We start from the raw sequence: 17,562 nt of genomic DNA, 5'->3' as shown, positions 1-17,562 counted from the left end.
GAAGTGAGCACCACCGATACGCGCGTCGCCCCGGCGACCCTGCGCACGACGACCGGACGCGAGGCCGCCCGATGGGTCGCGGGACACTGCCGCGCCATGCCCGGGCTCTCGGCCGCGACCGTGCTCACCACGGTCGCGGGGGCGGCGCTCCAGGTACTCCCGGTGCTCCTGCTCGGCCGGGTGGTCGACGGGGTCGTCGGAGGCGAGGACCGTTCGGTCCTGGTCACGATCGGGGTGCTGATCGGTGCCGCCGCGCTGCTCGGCGCGGCGGCCACCGCGGTCTCCACCTATCTGATCGGACGGCTGGGCGCGGATCTGCTCGCGCGGCTGCGCGAAGGCGCCGTCCGGGCGGTGCTCGGCATGCCGAGCGCGCGGATCGAGCAGGTCGGCCGGGGAGACGTGCTCTCCCGGGTCGGCGACGACGTGGCCGTCATCTCCAAGGGTATCCGCACGGCCGTCCCCACGGTGTTCTCGGCGGGCGTGCTGGTCGTCATCGCGACCCTCGGCATGTTCGGCCTCGACTGGCGGCTCGGCCTGGCCGGCGCCGGCGCGCTGCCCGCGTACGCGCTGGCGCTGCGCTGGTACCTGCCCCGGTCCGCCCCGCTGTACCGCAAGCAGCGCGTGGCCCAGGCCGACCGGGCCCAGGCGTTCATCAGCGGCCTCAACGGCATCGACACGGTCCGCGCCTACCGCCTGGAGGGTGCCTTCCGCGAGAAGGTCACCTCCGAGTCGTGGCGGGTGCGTGAGCTCGGTATCGAGGTGTTCCGGTTCTTCGGCCGGTTCGTCGGCCGGGAGAACCGCGCCGAGTTCATCGGCCTGGTCCTGATCCTCGTCGTGGGGTACGCCCTGCTGGAGGCCGACGCGGCCAGCCTGGGCGAGGTGTCGGCGGCCCCGCTGCTGTTCCACCGGCTGTTCACCCCGCTGGGCGCCATCATGTTCACCTTCGACGAGGCGCAGAAGTCGGGCGCGAGCCTGACCCGACTGGTCGGGGTGCTCGGGGAGTCCGCCGAGGAGCGGCTGGTCGGCGACGAGTCCGTCACCCCGGCCCGGGCCGGGGCGTACCCGGTGACGGTCGAGGGGCTGACGTTCCGTTACCCCGGCTCCGAGGAACCGGTGCTGCGGGACGTGGACCTGACCATCCCGGCCGGCGGGTCACTCGCCCTCGTGGGCGCCACCGGCGCGGGCAAGACCACCCTGGCCGCGCTGATCGCCGGTATCGGCACCCCGGAGGCAGGGTCGGTGCGCATCGGGACGACGGATCTCTCCGGCCTGGACGAGGCCGGGGCGCGGGCCCTGGTGAGCATCCTGACGCAGGAGACGCACGTGTTCTCCGGCCCGCTCGCCGACGACCTGCGGCTCTCCGCGCCGGGGGCGTCGGACGCGGAGCTGATGGACGCGCTGCGCACCGTCGGAGCCGAGGGCTGGGTGGCCGCACTGCCCGACGGGCTGAACACCCCGGTCGGCGAGGGCGGTGAGCGCCTGGACGTCACCAAGGTCGCCCAGATCGCCCTGGCGCGGCTGGTGCTGGGCCGGGCGCCGGTGGTGGTGCTCGACGAGTCGACCGCGGAGGCCGGCAGCGAGGGCGCCGCCGAGCTGGAGCGGGCCGTGCTGGCCGCGTGCGAGGGCCGGACCACGCTGTTCGTGGCGCACCGGCTGACCCAGGCGATGGCCGCTGACCGGATCGCCGTGCTCGACGCGGGACGCGTCGTGGAGCAGGGGACCCACGAGGAACTCGTGGCTCTGGGCGGCCGGTACGCACGACTGTGGCGGGCCTGGCGAGAGGGTAGTTAGGCAACCCTAATTTAGGTTAGCCTAACTCCACATTCTGGAAGGGACGCTGAGTCTTCGATGTTGGAACCGCGCGCTCGTCTCGCACTGCTTTCCCCCACGCGCCTGGCCGATGTGCGCCGGCGGATCGGCGACTACCCGGACGGGACCATCACCGAGGCCTGTGCCATCGGCCTGTCGTACTGGGCGACCGGCCGCAGCCCCGAGGGCATCGACCTCACCCCGGGCACGCTCTTCGCCGACGTCCTCGGCTGGGTCGACAACGGCGGCCGTGCGCCCGAGGGTTGGGAGGTCGCCCCCGACGGCCGGGGCATCACCGTCCCCGACGGCGTCACACCCGAGGACGCGCAGCTCGCGCTGGACGACCTGGCCGACTTCCCGGACCGGCCGCTCGGCACCATCGGCCCCTCCAGCGTCGCGGCCAGACTCCGGACCCTGGCCGAGTGGAACGACAACCGGGCCGACCGGGTCCGCCCCACCATCGTGGAGATGTTCCACGAGCAGACGCTCGCCCGGCCGGACGCCGTGGCCGTCGTCGACGAACACCGCACCCTGACCTACCGTGAAGCGGCCGAACGGGCGGGCCAGTTGGCCCACCACCTGCTCGCCCGCGGACTCGGCGCCGAGCAGTTCGTGGGCATCTCCCTGGCCCGCTCCGCCGACATGGTCGTCGGGCTGCTCGCCGTGCTCCAGGCCGGGTGCGCCTTCGTCCCGCTCGACCCGCAGTGGCCCGCCGCGCGCCGGGCCGTCGTCATCGAGGACGCCCGGGTCGTCCTCCAGCTCAACGCCTCCGGCGAGCACGACCCGGCCGAACCGGACGCCGTGGCCGTCGACCTCGGCGACTGGCAGTACGGCTCGTACCCGGCCCAGGGGCCCGGCGTCGCCGTCCCCGGCGACGCACTGGCCTACGTGATCTTCACCTCCGGCTCCACCGGACGCCCCAAGGGCGCGATGATCCGGCACGAGGCGATCAGCGAGCGCCTGCTGTGGCAGGTGAACGAGATCCTCGGCTTCGGCCACGACGACGCCTCACTGTTCAAGGCGCCGCTGTCCTTCGACATCTCCATCAACGAGATCTTCCTGCCGCTGGTCTCCGGCGGCCGGCTCGTCGTCCTGCGCCCCGGCGGCGAGCGCGACCCGCACCACCTGCTGAGCGTCATCGCCGAACAGCGCGTCACCTTCACGTACCTGGTCTCGTCCATGCTCGACGTGCTGCTGGAGATGGCCGGCGACTCCGGACGCCTGGACAGCCTCCGGCACGTGTGGTGCGGAGGCGAAGTACTCACCCCCGAGCTGTACGAGCGGTTCCGCACCAAGCTCGGCAACATCCCCATGTACCACGGCTACGGCCCCGCCGAGACCACCATCGGCGTCTCCCACGTCATCTACCGGGGCGCCGCGGAACGCCTGTCGACGTCCATCGGCAAGGCCAACCCCAACACCCAGCTCTACGTCCTGGACGACGAACTGCGCCCCGTCCCGGTCGGCGTCGGCGGCGAACTCTACGTCGGCGGCTTCCTCCTGGGGCGCGGCTACGTCGGCGCGCCCGGCCTGACCGCCTCCCGCTTCGTCGCCAACCCCTTCGCGAACGACGGCTCCCGTCTCTACCGCACCGGCGACCTCGCCCGCTTCGCCCCCGACGGATCGCTGGACTTCCTCGGCCGCGCCGACAACCAGATCAAGATCCGCGGCATGCGGCTGGAGATAGAGGACGTCGAAGTCGGTCTCGCCGAACACCCGCGCGTACGGCACACCTGCGTCGTCGCGAAGAAGAACGCGGCGGGCGGCACCTACCTGGTCGGCTACGTCATCCCGGCCGCCGGCAGCGAGGACCTCCGGGCGGACGAGGTCAAGGCGTGGGCCGCGGCGCACATGGTCGAATACATGGTGCCCGCCCACGTCGTCGTGCTGGAGGAGTTCCCGCTCACCGCCAACGGCAAGCTCGACCGCAACGCCCTGCCCGAGCCCGTGATCGAGACGGGCTCCCTCGCCCGCCCCGCCACCGACGACGAGCGGGCGGTGTGCACCGCGGTCGCGGAGGTGCTGCGCCTCGAAGAGGTCGGCGTCGACCAGGACTTCTTCCAGCTCGGCGGCGACAGCATCCTGGCGATCTCCCTGCTGAGCGCACTGCGCGAACAGGGCCTGCACGTCACGGCACGGCAGATCTTCACCCACAGCACCGTGGGCGCGCTGGCCGCGGTCGCGAGCCGCGAGGACGTCTCCGCCGTCGACCACGCCGACGTCGCCACCGGCACCGTGGTGGGCTCGCCCATCGTGCAGTGGCTCGGTGAGACCACGGACGCCGTCGACGGCTTCGTCCAGTCGGTCGTCCTGAACACCCCGGCGGACCTGACCGCCGACGCCCTCGACGCGATCCTCACCGCCCTCGTCGCCCGGCACGACATGCTCCGCGCCCGGCTGGTGCGCGGCGAGCGCTGGAGCTTCGACATCCCCGAGGCGGCCCGGGCCGTGCCCGGCCCGCAGCAGAGCGACCTGCCGCTCGACGAGTGCGTCGCCCTCGCCACCGCCGGACTGGACCCCGCGAACGGCGTGATGCTCCGGGCCGTCTGGCGCCCTTCGGCACGCCAACTCGTCCTCGTCGCCCACCACGTGGTCGTCGACGGCATCTCCTGGCGCGTCCTGATGGAGGACCTGGCCACCGCCTGGCGGCAGTTCACCTCGGACACGCCTATCGAGCTGCCCCCGGTCGGTACGTCCTTCCGGCGCTGGACCCAGCTGCTGGAACGCGCCGCGTTCGACGCGGACAGCTCCTGCTACCGGCGCCCCCTGCCGGGCGAGGACCAGCTGATCGGCAGGCGTGCCCTGTCCGAGACCGACACCGTCGCGAACGAACGCCTGCGGACCGTCTCGGTCGGCCCCGAGGTCACGGCCGCGCTGCTGAACGAGATCCCCGCGAAGTTCCACGCCGGCGTCAACGACGTGCTGCTCACCGCGCTCGCCGTCGCCCTGGCCCGCCGGCGGCGCGACCTCGGCCAGGACCAGACCTTCGCCCACATCGAACTCGAAGGCCACGGCCGCGAGGGGCAGTTCGTGATGGCCTCGGCCGGCTTCGAGCCGGAACTGTCGCGGACCGTCGGCTGGTTCACCACCCTGTTCCCGGTGACCGTGGACCCCGGCACGGCGCCCGACCTCACCGCCCCCGCGTACCTGGCCGCCGCGCTCAAGGCGGTCAAGGAGGACCTCGCCCGGGTACCGGACAACGGCGTCTCCTACGGCGCCCTGCGCTACCTCGCCCACAGCGAGTTCGACGCCCCCGCACCCCAGGTGCTCTTCAACTACCTCGGCCGCTTCGCCGCCGGCGCCCCCGGCGACTGGCAACTCGCCGGCACCACCGGCCAGCTGGGCGAGAAGCGCGACCCCCGGATGCGCCTGCCGCGCGCCCTGGAATTCAACTCGATCGCCGAACCCGACGCCTCCGGCGCGTACGAGCTGGTCACCACCATCTCCTGGCCCGACGGCCTGTTCACCGACGCCGACATCACGGCGCTCGGCGACTACTTCCGCACGGCCCTGGCCGGACTCGCCGCACTCGACCAGGGCGGCCACTCGCCCAGCGACTTCCCCCTGGTACCCCTCACCCAGGCCGACGTCGACGCCCTGGACGGCCCGTCGCTGCGGGACGTCCTGCCGCTGACCCCGCTCCAGGAAGGCCTCTACTTCCACTCGGTCTTCGACGACGACTCCGCGGGCGCCTACGTCGAACAGCAACTGCTCACGCTGGACGGCGAGGTGGACGCCGACCGGCTCGCGGCGGCGGCCACCCGGCTGCTCACCCTCTTCCCGAACCTGGCCGCGCGCTTCACGGCCCTGGCCGACGGCCGCGTGGTCTCCGTCCTGGAGAACGGCGCCGAGGCCCCCTTCACCACCCTGGACCGCCCCGGCATCACCGACGAGGAGATACGCGACCTCGCCGAACGGGACCGCCGCACCGGCTTCGATCTGGCCACCGGCCCCCTCATGCGGTACACCCTCGTCCGCGCCGGCTCCGGACGGAACGTCCTGGTGCAGACGGTGCACCACATCATCGCCGACGGCTGGTCCGTGCCGCCCATGCTCCGGGCGCTGCTCGCCGAATACCACGCCCCGTGCACCGTCTACCCGGCCGGAGGCTTCGCCGACTACGTCCACTGGCTCGCCGGACGCGACGCCGACGAGAGCGACCGCGTCTGGCGCGAGGAACTCGCCGGACTGCCCGGCCCCTCGCTGGTCGCCGAGGGGCACACCCCCTCCGACCGGTTCGCCGACACCGCCGTGGAGCCCGAGGGCGACATCGACGCCGCCGTCCGCGAGGCCGGTGTGCCGCTGAGCGTCGCCGTGCACAGTGCCTGGGCCGTCACCCTGGGCGGTCTTCTGCAGGGCCGGGACGTGGTGTTCGGCTCCACGGTCTCCGGCCGCGACGCCGACGTGCCCGGCATCGGGGACATGGTGGGCCTGTTCATCAACACCGTCCCGGTACGCGCCCGCTGGGCCTCCGGCACCACGGCGGCGGACCTGCTCACCTCGGTGCGGGACCACCAGAGCGCGGTCCTGCCGCACCAGCACGTCTCCCTGGCGCGCATCGGCCGCCAGGCCGGCGCCGGCTCCCTCTTCGACACGCTCGTGGTGTTCGACGTGGCCACCGACGTGGCCTCGCTCCGGCGCCCCGGCGACACCCTGACCATCACGGACCTCGTCAACGAGGGCGCACCCCACTATCCGCTGACACTGGTGGTCGAGCGCGCGCCGGACGGCCGCCCGCGCTTCAACCTCATCTACGACGGCGAACTGCTGGGCGAGACCACCGCCAGGGCCATCCTGCGCACGTTCACCCGGACCCTGGCCGGCCTGCTCACCCACCCGGACACCCCGGTCGACGACCTGACGCCCGAGAGCGAGCGGCGTCCCGCGCCGGTCACCCCGGCCACCCTGGGCGCCCTGTTCGACACCGCGGCCCGCCGCGACCCGGCGGCCACCGCCGTCACCCAGTGCGGCCTCGACGGCGTCACCCGCTCCCTGACCTACGGCGAACTGTCCGCCGGCAAGGACGAGCTGGCCGCCGCCCTGCGCGCGGCCGGGGTCGGCCCGGGCAAGCGGGTCGCCGTGGCCGTCCCGCGCTCCCTGGAGCAGGTCGTCGCCCTGGTCGCGATCGTCAGCGCGGGCGGCGCGTACGTCCCGCTGGACCTCGCGTACCCGGACGAACGGCTGGAGTACATCCTCGCCGACGCCGCCCCGCAGGTCGTCCTCGTCGACCGTGACCAGCGCGACCGCTGCACGGAACTCCTGACCCGGGCCGGTGTGCCCGCCCGCGTGCTGCTGCAGGGCGAAGAACCCCCGGCCGCCCCCGCGGAGCCCGCCCCCGAGCCCGGCTGGCACACCCCCGCCTATGTGATCTACACGTCCGGATCGACCGGCCGTCCCAAGGGCGTCGTCGTCCCGCACTCCAGCGTGGTGAGCCTGCTCGCCAACACCCGGCCCGACATGGACTTCGGCCCGGACGACGTCTGGGTCCAGTTCCACTCCTTCTCCTTCGACTTCGCCGTCTGGGAGCTGTGGGGCGCGCTGGTGCACGGCGGTGAGCTGCTGGTGCCCGACTACGGGCTGACGCGCTCCCCGGTGGACTTCCACCGGCTGGTCCGGGAGCGGGGCGTGACCGTGCTCAACCAGACCCCCTCGGCCTTCTACCAGTTCATCGAGGCCGACCGGCTCGCCGGCGAACCGCTGCCCGCACTGCGCCGGATCATCTTCGGCGGCGAGGCACTGGACCTCGGGCGGCTGCGCGGGTGGGTCGAGCGGCACGGCACGTCCGCCCCCGAGCTGGTCAACATGTACGGCATCACCGAGACCACCGTGCACGTCACGCACCGGGTGCTGACGGACGACGACTTCGCCCGGGGCGACGACGTCAGCCCCATCGGCGGCCCGATCCCCGGCCTGGTCACCTACCTGCTCGACGACCGGCTCCGCCCGGTGCCGCCGGGCCGGAAGGGCGCCATCTACGTCGCCGGCGACCAGGTGTCCCTCGGCTACCTGGGCAGGCCCGGCCTCACGGCGGGCCGCTTCGTGGCGAACCCGTTCACGGCCGACGGATCCCGCATGTACCACACGGGCGACCTCGCCGTCCGCACCCTCGACGGCGAGCTGGTCTTCACCGGCCGCGCCGACGACCAGGTGCAACTCAAGGGATTCCGCATCGAGCTGGGCGAGGTGGAGTCCGCGATCCGGGAACTCGACGGCGTGACCGACGTGGCGGTGACGGTGGCGGACACCGGCGACCACCTGGTCGCACACGTGGTGGGCAGCGCGCCGGGTGATTTCGAGGGCCGGTTGGCGCAGAAGCTGCCCGTTCACATGATCCCGGGCAGGGTCCTGACGACCGAGGCCCTACCGCTGACGGTGAACGGCAAGCTGGATCGAAAGGCGCTGGTGGAGCGTGCCCTCAGGGGCGCGGGGAACTGCGCGGCAAGCCACGACGCACCCGCGGAAGAACACTCAGCGCTGGCCACGCTCGTCGAGATCTTCACTCAGACGCTGCCCGGCTCAGACGTGACCGCCGACACCGACTTCTTCCGCGCCGGAGGCGACAGCATCATCGCCATCACGGTCGTGAACAGGGCCCGCACCCTCGGCCTGCCCATCGCACCCAGGGACGTCTTCCTGCTCAAGACCCCCCGCGCACTGGCCGAACACCTGGGCACCAACACACCCCAGACCCCTCAGACCCCCACCCACCGCGAGGACGGCCCCCTCACTCCCACCCCGATCATCCTCCGCCAACGCGAACTCGGCGGACGCCTCACCCGCTTCGCCCAGGCCAGAACACTGCAGGCCCCCGACAGCACGGGATACGCCGACGCCGTACGTGCCGCGAACGCCGTGGTCGCCGCCCACCCGGCCCTGCGGCTGAGGCTCCGCACAGAGCACGGCGTGTGGACCCTCCGCACCGAACCCGCCCGCGCCATCACCGTCGTACGCCCGGACACCACCGACGCGACGGCCGTCGCGGACGAGGCCGCCGGGCAACTCGACCCCGAGTCGGGCGAGCTGATCGCGTTCGCGTGGCTGGAGGCCAGTCACACCCTCGTCGTCACCGTCCACCACCTCGCCGTCGACGCGGTCTCCTGGCTGATCCTGCTCGACGACCTCGCCACAGCCCTGCGCGGCGAGCCCCTCGCCCCGCCGACCACCCCGTACGCCGAGTACGCCGATGCGCTGACGCTCCGGGCGACCCAGAACCTCGACGACCTCGGCCGCTGGGTCACCACCCTCCAGGCTCCCGAACTGCTGCCGGTCACGGGGGCGTTGCGCAAGACGACGGTGGTACTCGCCCCGGACGTGAGCGACAGCGTCACCCGCACCGCCCCCGCCGCGCTCGGCGTCGGCCTCACCGAGCTGCTGTGCGGCGCCCTGCGCACCGCGCTGACCCGGATCCAGCCGTCGCCCACCGACCTCGCGATCGACCTGGAGCGCCACGGCCGGGTCCCGGTCCGCGAAGAGCACGACTACACCCGTACGGTCGGCTGGTTCACCTCCATCGCGCCGGTACGGCTCACCCCGCACACCGACCCCGTCGCGGCCGCGCGCGAGGTCGTCGAGCGTCAGCCGGACGAGGACGGGCACGTCTCCTACGGCCGGCTCAGGTACCTCAACCCGCAGACGGCCCCGCTGCTGACCGCCCGCCCCCAGGTGCTGTTCAACTACCTCGGCCGGGGCAGCGAGTCACAGGCGCTGCACCTCACCGGCGGCGACCAGGGCAGTCCCTACGCCGTCGAGGTCAACGCATGGACCGACGAGGCCACCGGCAGCCTGCTCGCCGAGTTCGTCCTCGCCGAGGGCGTCCCCGACGAGATCACCGAGCACTGGCACGACGCGCTCCGGCACCTCGCGGACGCGGCGACGACGGCCGAGCGCACCGCACCGGTCACCCCGCTCCAGCGCGGCCTGTACTTCCAGGCCCAGCTGGCGGGTCCGGCCGGACACTACGTCGCGCAGAACTGGTTCACCTTCGACCGGCGCCTGGACACCGGCGCACTGGCCGCGGCCATGGCCCACGTGATCGCCCGGCACCCGGTCGTCGGCGCCGGCTTCGGCACCGACGACGACGGCAACCCGGTGCAGCTCCTCAAGGCCGGCCGCGAGGTCGACGTCCGTACGATCGCCCTGGCGACGGACGCGGAGGTCGACGCCCTGCGCGCCCGGGACCGCGACACCGGCTTCGACCCGGGTGAGCCCCCGCTGATCCGGCTGACCGTGGTGAACCTGCCCGGCGACCGTGACGGCCTCCTGCTCAGCTACCACCTGCTCCTGTGGGACGGCTGGTCCCGGGAGATCGTGCTGCGGGACCTCTTCGACGCCTACCGCGCCGTCCTCGCGGGCGAGCCCCTCGACCCGGCACCGGCCGCCCCGAGCTTCGAGGAGCACGCCCGGGCGCTCGCCGCCAAGGACCCGGCGGTGTCGGAGCGCTTCTGGGCCGGCCACCTGGCGGGCCTTCCCGGACCGACCCTGCTCGCCGGACCGTCACCGTCCTTCTCGGACGACCTGCCCAAGGCCCTCGTGCACACGCTGTCCGCCGAGCAGTCCACGCTCGTCCGGGAAGCGGCCCGGGTGCACGGCGTCACCCTGAACTCGGTGCTGACCGGCGCGTTCGGCCTGCTGCTCGGCGCCCACACCGGCCGGAGCGACGCCGTGTTCGGCGTGACCGTCTCGGGCCGCGACGGCGAGGGACTGTCCGGCATCGTCGGCGTACTGCTCAACACCGTGCCCATGTGGACCAGGGCCCGCCCGGACGACACGGTCCGCGCCTACCTGTCGGCCGTCCAGGCGGCCCGGGTCGAGGCGATGGAGCACGAGCACCTCGGGCTCGGCGAGATCCAGCGGGCCAGCGGGCACGACACCCTGTTCGACAACCTGTTCGTGCTCCAGAACTTCCTCGACATGGACGCGTTCGCCGAGATGAACGCCCGGCACGGCATCACCTCGGTCAAGGCCGACGACTCCACGCACTACCCCTTCACCTGGGTCGTCACCCCCGGCGAGCGGCTCACGGTGAAGCTGGAGTACCGCGACGGTGACACGGGGAAGGCCCGCCGCCTCCTCGACGACTACCTGAGCGTGCTGGAGGACGTGGCCCGGGCGACCGGGCCGGTCGGCGCGCTGCGGGGCCTGGGTCCGGTGCCCGAGCCCGGCGACCGCACCGACGTGGGCACGGACACCGTCGTCGACCGGTTCGACCAGGCCGCCGACCGCGACCCGCAGCGGGTGGCGCTCGTCGCCCAGGGCTCGACCATGACGTTCGCCGAACTCCGGGACCGCAGCCGGGCCGTGGCGGGTGTGCTCGCCGCGCGCGGCATCGGCCCCGAGACGACCGTCGGGCTCGCGATCCCGCGCTCCCTCGACTGGATCGTGGCCCTGTTCGCCGTCCTGCGGGTCGGGGCCGCCTACGTGCCGCTGGAACTGGACCACCCGGACGAGCGGATCGCCGCCATCGTCGAGGACGCCGGGCCGGACGTGACCCTCACTGTGAGCGGCGTGGCGCCCCGGCTGACCGGCGAGCTGATCGAACTCGACCGGCCGCTTCCCGAGGCCGAGCCGTATCCGACGTTCGCGCCGGACGACCCCGACCGGCTGCGGCATCCCGCGTACACGATCTACACCTCCGGTTCCACCGGCAGGCCCAAGGGCGTGGTGACCGAGTACGCCGGGCTCACCAACATGCTGATCAACCATCAGCGCCGCATCTTCGAACCGGTGCTGGCCGAGCACGGCCACCGGGTCTTCCGGATCGCGCACACCGTGTCGTTCGCGTTCGACATGTCGTGGGAGGAGCTGCTGTGGCTCGCCGACGGCCACGAAGTGCACATCTGCGACGAGGAGTTGCGCCGGGACGCTCCCCGGCTCGTCGAGTACTGCCTGGAGTACGGCATCGACGTCATCAACGTGACGCCGACCTACGCGCAGCAACTGGTGGCCGAGGGTCTGCTCGACGACCCGGACCGGCGGCCGGCGCTGGTGCTGCTCGGCGGTGAGGCCGTCACCCCGACGCTGTGGCAGCGGCTCGCCGACACCGAGGGCACGGTCGGCTACAACCTGTACGGACCCACCGAGTACACCATCAACACCCTCGGCGTCGGCACGTTCGAGTGCGAGGACCCGGTGGTGGGCGTGGCCATCGACAACACGGACGTGTACGTCCTGGACCCGTGGCTGCGGCCCCTGCCGGACGGCGTTCCCGGTGAGCTGTACGTGTCGGGCATCGGCATCGCGCGCGGCTACCTCGGGCAGCCCGCCCAGAGCGCGCACCGCTTCGTCGCCTGCCCGTTCGGCGAGCCCGGCGAGCGCATGTACCGCACCGGGGACCTGGTGGTCCGCCGGCCGGACGGCAACCTGATGTACCTGGGCCGCACCGACCAGCAGGTCAAGATCCGTGGCCACCGGGTCGAACTCGGCGAGGTCGAGGCCGCGTTCGCCGCGCACCCGGCGGTACGGTTCGCCGCCGCGGTCGCCCAGCCCGACCCCCAGGTCGACGGCGCCTACCGGCTGGCCGCCTATCTCGTGCTGGACGGGGCCGACCTGGCCGCGGTCGCCGCCGAAGTGGGCGCCGCGCTGCCGGACTTCCTGCGACCGACGCACTACGCCCAGGTCGACGGCATCCCGCTGACGGTGAACGGGAAGGCTGACACCAAGGCGCTGCCCGAGGCCAAGCCGCTGGGCGCGCTGACCACGGCGGGGGAGCGGGGGCCCGAGACCGAGACCGAGACCGTGGTGTGCGAGTACTTCGCCGAGGCACTGGATCTTGACGACGACGAGGTGAGCGCGGTGAGCGACTTCGTGTCTTTGGGAGGACACTCCATGCTGGCGGTGCGGCTCGTCGGGCTGCTCCGCCGCGAGTACGGTCCCGTGATCACCATCCGCGATCTGTTCACCCTGCGAACCCCGGAAGCGATTGCCCGCCACCTCGATGACAACTGACACGCAGCGGCCCCGCCCCGGGACCGCCATCCTCCGGACCGCCCTGCGCCGCAACATCGGCGCCATGGCCTGGGGCACCCTCCTCATGGGCCTCTACCAGGCCGGTGAGACGGCCTTCCCCATCGCGCTCGGCCTGATCGTCGAGCACACGATGCGGGACGGCCGCAGCCTCCAGGCGCTCGCCCTGTCGATCGGCGCGCTGGCCGTGATCATCACGACGGTGTCGCTGTCGTGGCGGTTCGGCATGCGGATCCTGCAGAAGGCCAACACGACCGAGGCGCATCGCTGGCGGGTGAAGGTCGCGGCCTGCGGCCTGCAGCCCGTGGCCCGGGACGTCGACCTCAAGTCCGGCGAGGTGCTGACCATCGCCACCGAGGACGCGGACCAGACCGCCGACATCATCGAGGTGGTGCCGCTGCTGATCAGCTCGCTCGTCGCGGTGCTGGTCGCGGCGGTCGCGCTGGGACTGGCCGACATCCGGCTCGGCCTGCTGGTGATCGTGGGCACCGTCGCCATCCTGTCGATCCTCAGCGTGATGTCGAGGCGGATCGGCAGCAGCACCCAGGAGCAGCAGGCCCGGGTGGCGCGGGCGGGTGCGAAGGTCGCCGACCTGATCACCGGCCTGCGCCCGCTGCACGGCTTCGGCGGCAACCACGCGGCGTTCCGTTCCTACCGGAAGGTCAGCACGGAGGCGAAGCACCAGTCGATCACCGTGGCCAAGGTGAACGGCGCCTACGCGGGCACCGCGCTGGCCCTCAACGCCGTCCTCGCCGGCGCCGTGACCCTGACGGCGGGCTGGCTGGCGTTCGAGGGCCGGATCACCATCGGGGAACTGGTCATGGCCGTGGGTCTGGCGCAGTTCATCATGGAGCCGCTCAAACTGTTCTCGGAGATGCCCAAGTACGTGATGATCGCGCGTGCCTCGGCCGCGCGGATGGCGCTGGTGCTCTCGGCCCCGCCCGTGATGACCCCGGGCTCCGAACGCCCGTCCCCGGGCGGCGACCTGGAGATCGACTGCGTCCGCCACGGCACCCTGACCGATCTGAAGTTCCAGGTGAAGGCGGGGGAGTTCGTCGCCATCGCCCCCTACCAGCCCCGCGCCGCGGCCGACCTCGCCGCCGTCCTGGCCGTGCGCGTCCCGCCCGCCGCGTACGAGGGCACGGTGCGCATCGGTGGCCGGGCGCTGGCGGACCTGTCGGTGGAGGCCGTCCGCGAGCACATGCTGGTCAACCCGTACGACGGGGAGATCTTCGCGGGCACCCTCCGCACGAACATCGACCCGTCGGGCACCAGCCGGACGGTCCCCGACGCCGTCGGGGCCTCCATGCTGACCGATGTCGTGGCCCTGCACCGCGAGGGCCTCGACTACGGCGTCCGGGACCGGGGCGCCAACCTCTCCGGAGGCCAGCGCCAACGCCTGTCCCTGGCCCGCGCGCTGGCGGCCGACACCGACGTCCTGGTCCTGCACGATCCGACGACGGCGGTGGACGCGGTCACCGAACAGCTCATCGCCCGCAACGTGGCGGAACTGCGCCGGGGCCGCACGACGATCGTCATCACCAGCAGCCCGGCGTTCCTCGACGCCGCGGACCGGGTCCTGGTCCTGGACGACGGCACGATCACGGCCGAGGACACCCACCGCAACCTGCTGGCAAGAGACCAGGCCTACTGCTCGGCAGTGGCACGCTGAGGCTTCAAGGGGGCCGGGGGACATGCCTTCAGGGGCGCGGGGCTGAGTCGTTGTGCGGCTCCGCCGCGTGGGCGCGATCAGCCCCCGCCGGCCCGCAGGCGACTACGTCAGTGCCCATGCGACGTCCCTGAGCAGGGCATGGCGCCAGCCTGCCCGATCGTGACCCGATGCCGACCGGGAAACCCGCACGGTCGCACCCGCCTGCTCGGTCAGGCTCTCCACCAGACCGCAGTGAGGAAGCATGCGTGTTTCGTGTTCCCCCACGTCGAACGCGACCCGCAGCCCCGACAGATCAACACCCGCCCGCAGCCGCTCGGCGATCGCACCCCCGACCGGGCCCCCCAGCGGATCAGCCAGCCGCATGGCATCCGGCGTCCACCAGAACGAACCCGACTGACAGGCGACCCGCGACACCAACCCGGGAAACTCCAGCGCCGCGTACACCGCACTCAGCCCTCCGAGGCTCTGCCCGGCGACCACCAGCCGCTCCAGGTCGGCGGTGACGTCCGACTCCGCCACCATCGGCAGCAGTTCGTCCCGTACCGCCTCCCACAGCTCCGGCCGGCACGTGAACTCGGCCAGGCGGTCCTTGGCAGGCAGAAAGACCAGCGTGACCGGCGGCAGCTCACCGGCCGCCACGGCCGCGTCGAACGCGGTCACCGCCGGATGCAGGTACAGCCAGTCGTCCCCGTCGAGCAGCAGCACCACCGGCCCGCCGCCCCCCGCCGGATGAACCCGCACGGTACGCCGGCCGCCCAGCCGCTCACTCGCCCAGCGAATCCGCGTACGGGGCACGGGCAGCACCGCATCGGCCCCGACGACGGGCCAGTGCGGCTGCTCCGGGGCGTCCGGCGTGGCGACGATGGAGCGATCGGCGCCCGCCCCGGCCGGGTTGAGCGGATCGGCATGGGACTCGTCGCCCGCCACGAACCGGTACGTCACGCGCAGCCGCGCGGGCATGCGCACCTCGGCGTACCAGCAGTCCGTGTCCTTCCAGCGGCGCAGGGCGACCGGTTCCGACCAGCTCTCGAACTCGATGGTCACCGGCGACGACCCGCGCCACAGGAACAGCGTCGTCCAGCCGCCGTCACCGTGGGGTATCACCACGGGCGCACCGGCCCCGGCCCAGAACTCACCGGTGCCCGGCGTCCCGGGCAGCCCGAATCCGGCGAACGCGCCCTCCCGGTCGGCGGCGGCCACGTGCATGAACGTCTCCTTGTGAGAGGGAAGGACCAAAGGCTAAGCTCCGTCAATTAGGCGAGCCTAACCTAATCTTGGCCTTCCGAGGAGGCGCAGCGCATGAGCACCAACCCCTTCGACGACAACGACGGCCGTTTCCTGGTCCTGGTGAACGACGAGGGCCAGCACTCCCTCTGGCCGTCGTTCGCCGACGTGCCCGGGGGATGGACGATCGCCTTCGCCGAGAACACCCGCGAGGCATGCCTGGAGTACGTCGAGACCCACTGGACGGACCTGCGCCCCCGGTCCCTCGCCGCGTCCCAGGACGCCTGATACCGCCGATGTTGTGCACCAGGCTGACCAACGCCCGTTTCCTCACCATGGATCCGGACCATCCGGTCGCTCATGACCTGGGCATCTGGCAGGGCCGGATCGTGGGCCTCGACGAGGCCGTGACCTCCCTGCCCGCCCGGGAGGTCGTCGACCTGCAGGGCGCCACGGTGCTGCCGGGGTTCATCGACGCCCATGTCCACCTCGCCTGGACCGGGTTCAAGCAGAACACCCCGAGCATCTCGGGCCGCACCCGCGTCGACGACGTGCTCGCGGTCGTCGCCGAGGCAGTCTCCCGCACCCGCGCACCCGGCGACTGGGTGAGCATCGCCGGTTACGACCAGCGGGCCCTGGGCCGTCATCTGACCGCCGCCGACCTGGACCGGGTCAGCGACGGACGCAAGCTCTTCCTGCTGCACGACTCCGGGCACGGCTGCGTGGTCAACACCGCCGTCCTGGACCTGCTCCCGGCCGGCATCCCGCACGAGAACGGCTTCCTCGCCGAGCAGGCCATGGGTGCCGCCCGCGCCCTGCGTCTGCCGCACGCCCAGGAGGACCTGGCCGAGGCGATCGGCCGCGCGGCCCGCACCTGCCTGACCGAGGGTGTCACCGCCTGCGCCGAAGCGGGCATCGGCGGCACCCTGTTCGGCCACAGCCCCGTCGAACTCGGCGCCTACCAACTCGCCCGGGACAAGGGCCTGCTGCCGCTGCGCGTCCAGCTCATGGTGTCCGCGGACCGGCTGAGCCCGGTCGCCGCGCACGAGAGCGACGGCATCCCGAGGGCCCTCGACCTCGGCCTGCGCACCGGGTTCGGCGACGACCGGCTCTCCGTCGGCGCGCTGAAGGTCTACACCGACGGCGGCATGATGGCCCGTACGGCCGCGCTGACCAGCCCGTACCAAGGGCTCGACCACGCCGGGCAGTTGCAGGACGACCCGGATGCGCTCACCGGCCTCATCGTGGACGGCCATCTGGCCGGCTGGCAGCTCGCCGTGCACGCGATCGGCGACCGCGCGGCCGACCTCGCCCTGGACGCGATCGAGCGCGCCCAGCGGATCCGGCCCCGTCCCGGGGCACGCCACCGCATCGAACACGCAGGGCTCATCCGGCCCGACCAGCTCCCGCGCTTCGCCCGGCTCGGCCTCAGCGCGGTCGTGCAGCCCAACTTCCTGCGCTACTTCGGCGACGACTACGCCTCGATCATGGGCGCGGAACGGGCACCCTGGATGTACCGGGGCCGGGCCTTCCTGGACCACGGGATTCCCCTGGTGGGCAGCTCCGACCGGCCGGTCGCCGACGGATCGCCCCTGCGCGCCGTCCAGTTCATGGTCGAGCGTGCCTCCACCTCCGGGCAGCTCATCGGCCCGGACGAGGCCGTCACCGTCGACGAGGCCCTGCACGCCCACACCGTCGCCGGCGCCCGCGCCTGCCACTGGGACGACCGCCTGGGCAGCCTCACCCCCGGCAAACGCGCCGACCTGGTGGTCCTCGGCGACGACCCCCGGCGCGTCGACACCTCGCGCATCGGCGCCATCGAGGTGGTGGAGACGTACGTGGACGGCCGCCCGAGCCGCCCGCGCGACTGATCCCCGGTCCGGAACCGAGGAAGG

General features: G+C 72.6%; 6 protein-coding genes. 5 read left to right on the top strand and 1 reads right to left on the bottom strand.

Going from position 1 to position 17,562, the window contains the following annotated elements; all coding sequences use genetic code 11:
- The first annotated feature begins 3 nt into the window (after nucleotides 1–3).
- From HNR57_RS00975 to HNR57_RS00965, 3 genes are read left to right on the top strand one after another with little or no spacing between them, the layout of a single operon-like run.
- Nucleotides 4–1,791 carry an ABC transporter ATP-binding protein gene (locus HNR57_RS00975; RefSeq protein ID WP_184554361.1) on the top strand — a complete coding sequence of 596 codons (1,788 nt, stop codon included), beginning with the start codon at nucleotides 4–6 and terminating at the stop codon, nucleotides 1,789–1,791.
- 57 nt (nucleotides 1,792–1,848) lie between these two features.
- Nucleotides 1,849–12,753, top strand: coding sequence for a non-ribosomal peptide synthetase (locus HNR57_RS00970; RefSeq protein WP_184554358.1), 10,905 nt, complete (start codon nucleotides 1,849–1,851; stop codon nucleotides 12,751–12,753).
- Entirely contained in the window at nucleotides 12,743–14,443 is a 1,701-nt protein-coding gene (locus tag HNR57_RS00965) for an ABC transporter ATP-binding protein (protein ID WP_184554356.1), read from the top strand. Before HNR57_RS00970 ends, HNR57_RS00965 begins: the two co-directional genes overlap by 11 nt.
- 102 nt (nucleotides 14,444–14,545) lie before the next feature.
- On the opposite strand, the gene HNR57_RS00960 is transcribed toward HNR57_RS00965, so the two are convergent.
- Nucleotides 14,546–15,649, bottom strand: a complete 1,104-nt coding sequence (locus HNR57_RS00960; RefSeq protein WP_184554353.1) for an alpha/beta hydrolase-fold protein — start codon at nucleotides 15,647–15,649, stop codon at nucleotides 14,546–14,548.
- A 93-nt stretch (nucleotides 15,650–15,742) separates the two neighbouring features.
- On the opposite strand from HNR57_RS00960, the gene HNR57_RS00955 reads away from it, so the two are divergent.
- Together HNR57_RS00955 and HNR57_RS00950 are read left to right on the top strand one after the other, a co-directional pair.
- Entirely contained in the window at nucleotides 15,743–15,955 is a 213-nt protein-coding gene (locus HNR57_RS00955) for an MbtH family protein (protein ID WP_184554348.1), read from the top strand.
- Nucleotides 15,956–15,963: 8 nt separating this feature from the next.
- Nucleotides 15,964–17,538: an amidohydrolase gene (locus HNR57_RS00950; RefSeq protein WP_184554346.1), complete on the top strand. Its 1,575-nt coding sequence runs from the start codon at nucleotides 15,964–15,966 to the stop codon at nucleotides 17,536–17,538.
- Nucleotides 17,539–17,562: the final 24 nt, after the last annotated feature.

Source organism: Streptomyces paradoxus, from assembly GCF_014202475.1.
Classification (GTDB): domain Bacteria; phylum Actinomycetota; class Actinomycetes; order Streptomycetales; family Streptomycetaceae; genus Streptomyces; species Streptomyces paradoxus.
The sequence above is the reverse complement of the archived record's forward strand: the minus strand, read 5'-3'. Positions and strand labels throughout refer to the sequence as shown.

What these genes read in the sequence shown, in the direction of transcription:
- HNR57_RS00955 (WP_184554348.1), top strand. Translation starts at nt 15,743, where the DNA reads ATGAGCACCAACCCCTTCGACGACAACGACGGCCGTTTCCTGGTCCTG.
- HNR57_RS00960 (WP_184554353.1), bottom strand. Translation starts at nt 15,649, where the DNA reads ATGCACGTGGCCGCCGCCGACCGGGAGGGCGCGTTCGCCGGATTCGGG.
- HNR57_RS00965 (WP_184554356.1), top strand. Translation starts at nt 12,743, where the DNA reads ATGACAACTGACACGCAGCGGCCCCGCCCCGGGACCGCCATCCTCCGG.
- HNR57_RS00950 (WP_184554346.1), top strand. Translation starts at nt 15,964, where the DNA reads ATGTTGTGCACCAGGCTGACCAACGCCCGTTTCCTCACCATGGATCCG.
- HNR57_RS00970 (WP_184554358.1), top strand. Translation starts at nt 1,849, where the DNA reads ATGTTGGAACCGCGCGCTCGTCTCGCACTGCTTTCCCCCACGCGCCTG.